This window comes from Frankia sp. AiPs1 (genome assembly GCF_023716945.1).
Lineage (GTDB): Bacteria > Actinomycetota > Actinomycetes > Frankiales > Frankiaceae > Frankia.
Genome location: NZ_JAMQQF010000292.1, coordinates 1 through 7,254, shown reverse-complemented (window position 1 = coordinate 7,254; position 7,254 = coordinate 1). Strand labels below are relative to the sequence as shown.

Sequence of the window (7,254 nt, the reverse complement as noted above, 5' to 3'; positions counted from 1 at the left end):
GGGCGGGTCCGGCCCGGACGCGGGGCGGCAGCGTCCGTCCGGGCCGCCGGCCTGGGTGATGGCCGCCGAGCTCGTCGAGACGTCGCGGCTGTGGGGCCGCACCGCGGCGCGGATCGACCCGGACTGGATCGAGCCGCTGGCCGGGCATCTGGTGCACCGCAACTACAGCGAGCCGCGCTGGTCCCGCCGGCAGGGGGCGGTGCTCGCCGACGAGCGGGTGACGCTCTACGGGGTGCCGATCGTCGTGGGCCGCCCCGTGCAGTACAGCCGGATCGACCCGGCGCTGTGCCGGGAGCTGTTCATCCGCCACGCCCTGGTCGAGGGCGACTGGCAGACCCGGCACGAGTTCTTCGGACGCAACGAGCGGTTGCTCGCCGACGCCGAGGAGCTGGAGCACCGGGCGCGCCGGCGCGACCTCGTCGTCGACGACGAGGTGCTGTTCGGCTTCTACGCCGAGCGGATCCCGGCCGACGTCGTCTCCGTCCGGCACTTCGACGCCTGGTGGCGCAAGGCCAGGCGCGACTCCCCCGACCTGCTCGACTTTCCCCGTTCGCTGCTCGTCTCCGCGGGCGCGGCGGACGTGCGCGAGGCCGACTACCCCGACGTCTGGCGGCTCGGCGAGCTGGCCCTGCCGTTGAGCTACCAGTTCGAACCGGGGGCGGCGGCCGACGGGGTCACCGTGCACATTCCGTTGCCCGTGCTCAACCAGGTGAGCGCCGAGGGTTTCGAGTGGCAGGTCCCCGGGTTGCGCGAGGAGCTGGTGACCGCGCTGATCCGCGGGCTGCCGAAGGTGGTGCGGCGCAGTTTCGTGCCGGCACCGAACTACGCCCGCGCGGTGCTCGCGCACATCACCCCGGGTCAGGCCCCGCTGCTGGTCGCGGTCGAGCACGAGCTGCGCCGGATGGGCGGCCCGGAGATCCCACGGGACTCCTGGTCGCTGGCCGCCGTTGCGGACCATCTGCGGATCACCTTCCGGGTCTCCGACGTCCGCGGGGCGGTGCTCGCCGAGGGCAAGGACCTCGACGCGATCAAGCAGCGGCTGCGGCCGCGAACCCGGGAGGCCGTGGCCGCCGCGGCGGACGGCGTCGAACGAACCGGGCTGCGATCCTGGGCCGGCGTCGGCGCCCTGCCCAAGGTCGTGGAGCTGCGCCGCGGCGGCCACGTCGTCAAGGCGTTCCCGGCGCTGGTCGACGAGGGGAGCACCGTCTCGGTCCGGGCCACCGACACCGAGACCGAGCAGCGCCAGGCGATGTGGGCCGGCACCCGCCGGCTCGTGCTGCTCGGCGTCGCCTCGCCCATCCGCGGCCTCAACGGGCGGCTGTCCAACGCCGCGAAGCTCGCCCTGAGCCACAACCCGCACCGGGACGCCGCCGACCTGCTCGACGACTGCGTGCGGGCGGCCGCCGACCGCCTCATCTCCGCCGCCGGCGGTCCGGCCTGGGACGAGGCGGGCTTCACCGCGCTGCTCGCCGCGGTGCGCGCCGGCCTGCCCGAGGCGTCGTTCGCGGTCGTCCGCGAGGTCCAGCAGATCCTCGCGCTCGCGCACACCGTCGACCTGGCGCTGCGGGAGCTGCGCGCGCCGGCGCTGGCCGCCTCGGTCACCGACGCCCGCGGGCACCTCGACGCGTTGATCTACCGCGGTTTCGTCACCGACACCGGCGCGGACCGGCTCGCCGACCTCGCCCGCTACCTCACCGCCCTGGAACGGCGGCTGGAACGGCTGCCCCGCGACCCCGGCCGGGACCGGCTCAACATCGCGACCGTGGGGCGGGCGTGGGAGGCCTACCGGGAGCTGCTCGCAACGGTTCCCGCCGGCCGGGAGCCGGGCGAGGAGATCCGCCGCATCCGCTGGATGCTCGAGGAGCTGCGGGTGAGCCTGTTCGCGCAGAACCTGCGCACCCCGTACCCCGTCTCCGAGGAACGCGTGTACCGCGCCATCGACACCCTCCTCGGCTGACGTCGTCGGCCCCGGGCCTGCCGCGGGGGTGACGTCACGCTGGCTCTGCGTGGTGGGATGATGTCCACTCTGCGGATGTCGGCGGCGTTTGGGCGGACTCGGGCTGTCGGGGGGTGGCCAGTGACGGACGGTCTGTCCCACGCGGAGATCAGCGCGTTCGCCGCGGCGTTCCCGGAGCCGTCCGCGGCGCGGCGGGTGCTGGTTACTGCGGGCTTCCCCGCCGAGCGCCACCCGTGGGGGGCGCCCGACGCCTCGGCATTCTGGGCAGAGGTGTCGCAGGCCCTGTCGAACGGCGCTGTCGAGCTCGGCCGGATCCGCCTGTTCAGGGCGGCACGGGGACGGTTACCGGGCGAGGCGGCGATCGACCCGGCAGCGGCGGCGGGCGAGCTGGCCGCAGGTGGGGCGGACGCAGGCAGGGCGGACGCAGGCAGGGCGGGCCTGGCCGGGCTGTCGATGCCGGCGGTGTGGAACGTGCCGACCGCGCCGGCGAGGTTCGTCGGCCGGGCCGACGCGTTGGGCCGGCTCGGCGAGGCGGTCTCGGACTCCCCGCTCGTCGCCGTGACGGGCCTCGCCGGGATCGGGAAGACGAGCCTGGTCGGCGAGTTCGCCCGCACCCATCGGGAGAACCTTGACGTCGTCTGGTGGTTGTCCGGGCGACGCCCCGAGCTGATCCACGAGGGGATGCGCCGGCTCGCCCCGGCGCTCGACCTGCCCGAGCGCGCCGAACCGTCCGCCGTCCTCGCGCGTCTCGACCGGACCGACCTCCGCTGGATGATCATCCTCGACGACGCCCCCGAACCCGCCGCGCTGCCGGCGTGGCTGCGGCCGGCCGAGTCCGGCCGGGTGCTGCTGACCTCCCGCGACCCCGCCTGGGAGCCGTTCGGTCGGACCGTGCCGGTCGGCCCCATGAGCCGACCCGACTCGATCACCCTGCTCGCCGAGCGGCTTCCGGCCGTCGACCGGACCGCCGCCGGCCAGATCGCCGAGCTCGTGGGCGGCCATCCGTTCGCCCTCGACCAGGCGGTCCGGGTGATGAGCGACGGGGCGATCCCGGCAGCGGCGTACGCCGACCTGCTGCGCGACGACCCGGCGCTCATGCTGGCGGAAGGCGCGGTCCCCGGCCGGCCCGGCGTCACCGTTGCCACGCTCTGGGACGAGCCGATCGGCCACCTCGACGCCGAGGCCCCCGCCGCCGGTCATCTGCTCCGGATCGTCGCGCACGCCGACGAGGCACCGCTGCCGCTGCGGCTGCTCACCGCCGACCCTGAGCTGATCCCCAACGCCGAACTGCGGGGGGCGAGCGACAACCGACTCGCCTTCCTACGGACGGTCGGCGCGCTGGATCGGGCCGGTCTGACCCACCGCGACGGCGACGCGGTGGCAATGCACGGGCTGGTACGCACCGCCGTGCGGGCCCACACCGCTCCCGAGCAGGCCGACCAGATCGTCACGGCGCTCGCCGGAATGCTGCGGGCCGCCCTCCCCGACACGGTCACCGCGAACCCGGACGCCTGGCCGGCGTGGCGGGAGATGCTGCCGCACGCCCTGGCCGTCCTCGACGCCGCCCAGACCGCCCCCGAGGTCACCACCGAGGTCACCACCACCACCGGGAGCGCCGAGACCGACAGGGGCGCCGAGGGCACCGGCTCCGCCACGGGAACCTGGAGCGCCACCGGCAGCGTTCCCGACAACCCGCGGATGGCCTGGCTCGCCGAGCACACCGCCGCCTACCTGCTCGAACAGGGCGACCCCGGCCATGCCTTCCCCCTCGCCGACCGCGCCGCCACCGCCCACGCGCGGCTCGACGGCCCCGACCACCCCGACACCCTCGCCGCCCGCGAGACCCTCATCCGCGCCGGCCTCGCCGCCGGCCACGTCGACCAGGCCGGCCCCCTCGCCGAGCACAACGTCGCGGACCGCAGCCGAATCCTCGGCGCCGACCATCCCGACACCTTCACCAGCCGGGACAGCCTTGCCCAGGCGTACCAGCAGGCCGGCCACCTCGACCATGCGACCGCCATGTTCCAGCACACCCTCGCCGACCGCACCCGCGTCCTCGGCGCCGACCACCCCGACACCCTCACCAGCCAGCACAACCTCGGGGGCGCCTACGACGCCGCCGGCCACAGCGACGCGGCAACCCAGCTCCTGGACGCCACCCTCACCGCCCGCGACCGTGTCCTCGGCCCGGACCACCCCGACACGCTGGCCACCGAGCACCAGCTCGGGGTCGCCTACCGCCGGACCGGCAGCACCGCCGAGGCCACCGCGCTGTTCGAGCACACCGCCGCCGCCCGGGACGCCATCCTCGGCGCCGACCATCCCGACGCCCTCGCCACCCACCACCAGCTCGGCGTCGCCTACCAAGGTGCCGGACGTCCCGACGACGCCACCCGCGAGCTCGACCACGCCCTGACCGGCCGCGAACGAGTCCTCGGTCCCGACCATCCGCGGACCCTCGACAGCGCGCTCGGCCTCGCCCACACCCACCTCGACGCGGGCCAGCCCGAACGCGCGCTCCCCCTGCTCGAATGGACACTCCGCGGCCGAGAACGCATCCTTGGCTCCGATCATCACGAGACCACCGAGGTCCGTGAAGCCTGCGCCGAGAGCCACGTCCGGTTGGGACGGCCAAGCGATGCCGTTCCTCATCTCCGGCGCGTCCTCGACCGCCACGAACGCGTCTTGGGGCCCGATCACCCCGCCACCGTCAACGGCCGCGACTCCCTCGCCCAGGCCTACCGCCGAGCCGGAGAGTTCAACGCCGCGCGCCCGGTCCTCGAACGGCTACTCGCCGACCAGCGCCGCCTCCACGGCGACGGGGACGCAGCCACCCTGCGCACCGCCGACCGCCTCGCCGCGGTCTACCGGGCCACCGGCCGGGTCGGCCAAGCTATCGACCTCAACGAGGGCGTCCTCGCGCAGCGCGAGCAGATCCTCGGCCGCCACCATCCCGACGCCCGGACCAGCCGTGACACTCTCGCCGCCACCTACCGTGAGGCCGGTCGGTCGGCCGACGCCATCGCCCTGCAGCGCAGCGCGCTCGCCGACTCCCTGCGGGACATCGGCCCGTTCCACCCGGACAGCACCCGGGCCCGCCGCGCCCTCGCCGACACCCTCGGCCAGACCCGCGACGATGCGCCCCCACCCGAACGACCGACCGCGCCCGAACGGCATTTCGACTACGGCGGGCCCTAGGCAGTCCGATCCGACCCGCGTTTAGCGGGGGTCAACCGGTTCCTCCGGCCCCGCGGGCCAGTCGGGCTCCGCCGCCCCGGCGCTGTCCGCCGATCCGGCCGACCCGCCGGGGGCATCGCCCGAGAACCGGTCAAGCTTGTCCAGCTTGCGCTGCAGTTCACGGGCCGCCGCGGCCCGCGCGGACTGGCCGCCGGCCGACGCCGACTGTTGCCGCCTGCGTTCCGCCGGCAATTGCGCCTCCTGGCGCTCCGACTCCGCGTCCATCCTCTCCAGCGATTCCTGCCGGAGCTTCCTGAGATGTTCCGACTGCCAGGCCCGCTCCTGCTCGGCCGCGCGCTCGTTTGCCATCTCCTCGCTCAGGCGGGAGCCCCAGGTCCGGCTGAACGAGCCGTCCCAGTCGACCGGGCGCAGGGGGTACTTGCTCGCGAACGTCGAGCCTGTCGGCTCCTCTCCGGTCCCGCCGGCATCGGGCGTCGCCTCGGAGTCCGGGCCCGCGGCGGCTCTCGGGCCCGCCTCGGCACTCGGGAACCGGTCGGCGCTCAAGGACGGCTCGGCACTCGAGGACGGGCCGGTAGTCGAGGACGGGTCGGCGTTCGGCTTCGCACCGGCGCCGGATGCCGGCGGCCACGCCGCCGGGGCAGCGTGCTCGGCCGCGGGGTCGGTGCGCCGCTCGGCGGGTTCGTCGGGCATCGGGTCCTCCCCTGTGCGTGGGACTGCGGGTAATGATCCCACTGCTACCGGTTCGCCGTTCCCCCGACCGCCGCTATCGCGAGGACGGCCGTGATGGCCCGCCGGGACCAGTGATTCCGAGTTCTCCTGACCCCGGGTAGCCGTCCCCAGCGGTCCCGCCGGCCCCGCACAGCTCTGCCGCCGCCCCCAGGTGGCGCGGCCAGCGGCCACAGCGACCAGTGAGCCGACCTCGCACTCGTCGCCGATCAGACCCCGCGGCCACGGACCGCGCGGGACTCGGCCATCCGGTTCCGCGGAACCGCGTCCAGCCGCGAGGTGACCCGCGCGAACATGGCGCTGTCGAACGCCCCTGGAGTCAGCCTGACGCGGTCGGCGCCGGGATACCGGGCCCGGACCGGGTCACGGCCCGTCCCCCGGGGCAACGGGCGCGGCAGGTGCAGCCGCGGCGACGCTGGCGCCCAGGGCCGAACCGGCACCCAGAGCCGCGAGGGCGTCCGGGATGGGCGGAGCGTCGAGGGAGGCGGGGGCGGAGAAGTCCCACAGCGCGCCGATGGCCCACCACGGCCAGGCATGGCCACCGTCCCACAGGATGTGGTGCAGCTCGGAGTCGGGCGCGAAGCGGGTGGCCTCGGCCTCGCCGTCGGGGAGGTTCATCTTCAGGTAGTCCGACCAGCCGCCGCGCCATGGCACGGTCCTGTCCGCGGTGCCGTGGATGTGCAGCATCCGGACGGGGACGGTCGGGCAGGACACCAGCGCCTGCCCGCCGACCATGCCGACCGCGGCGACCAGGTCGGGGGCCTCGCAGGCGACCCGGGCGGCGAGCATCGCGCCGTTGGAAAAGCCCCACACGTACACCCGGCTGCGGTCCACCGGGGTGTGGCGGGCGGCGTCCTCGACGACCTGGCGCAGGTAGCCGACGTCGTCGGTGGTGGCCTGGCCGCAGCAGCCGCCGGCGTTCCACGCCTCGTGGACGCCGACCCCGTAGGCGACGGCGAAGCCCTGGGCGTCGGCGAAGGGACCCGCCCCCGACATGTCCCGCACGTTCTCGGGGCTGTTGAGCAGGCCGTGCAGGAGGATCACCAACGGGCGGGCCGTGCCGCGAAACGTGGGCGAGAGCCGGACGTCGGTGTGCAGTTCGTAGGTCCGCCCGGAGGCCAGGCGATGCACCGTGTCCGCGGCCGGTGCCACCGGGCCGGACGCCGCCGGGGATGGCCCGGCGGAGGCGGAAGGCCCGGCGGAGGTCGCCGCGCCCGAGGCTGCGGCCAGGCCGGCGCCCGCGGGCGCACTGGCGCCGGCAGGTGAACTGGCGCCAGCGGATGGAGCGGCGACGGATGAGGCGCCGCCGGTGGGCGACCCGCCGGCGGGCCAGGTGCCGACGAGGAGCGGGGCGGCCGCCGGGAGCGGGGAGC

Annotated in this window: 4 protein-coding genes; 2 read left to right on the top strand and 2 right to left on the bottom strand. The window is 75.3% G+C overall.

Going from position 1 to position 7,254, the window contains the following annotated elements:
* Nucleotides 1–1,957, top strand: a 1,957-nt coding sequence (hrpA, locus tag ND748_RS20980) for an ATP-dependent RNA helicase HrpA (protein WP_251747700.1), incomplete at its 5' end; no start/stop codon positions are given.
* Between the two features lie 120 nt (nucleotides 1,958–2,077).
* Nucleotides 2,078–5,155, top strand: a complete 3,078-nt coding sequence (gene fxsT, locus ND748_RS20975) for an FxSxx-COOH system tetratricopeptide repeat protein (protein ID WP_251747699.1) — start codon at nucleotides 2,078–2,080, stop codon at nucleotides 5,153–5,155.
* A gap of 21 nt (nucleotides 5,156–5,176) precedes the next feature.
* Here fxsT and ND748_RS20970 read toward each other — a convergent pair whose 3' ends face one another.
* Together ND748_RS20970 and ND748_RS20965 are read right to left on the bottom strand one after the other, a co-directional pair.
* Entirely contained in the window at nucleotides 5,177–5,845 is a 669-nt protein-coding gene (locus ND748_RS20970; RefSeq protein ID WP_251747698.1) for a hypothetical protein, read from the bottom strand.
* A 399-nt stretch (nucleotides 5,846–6,244) separates the two neighbouring features.
* Nucleotides 6,245–7,254 (bottom strand): PHB depolymerase family esterase (locus tag ND748_RS20965; protein WP_285902469.1); only part of this gene is annotated, 1,010 nt, incomplete at its 5' end.

Coding starts and splice junctions, on each gene's coding strand:
- ND748_RS20970 (WP_251747698.1), bottom strand. CDS start 5,845: ATGCCCGACGAACCCGCCGAGCGGCGCACCGACCCCGCGGCCGAGCAC.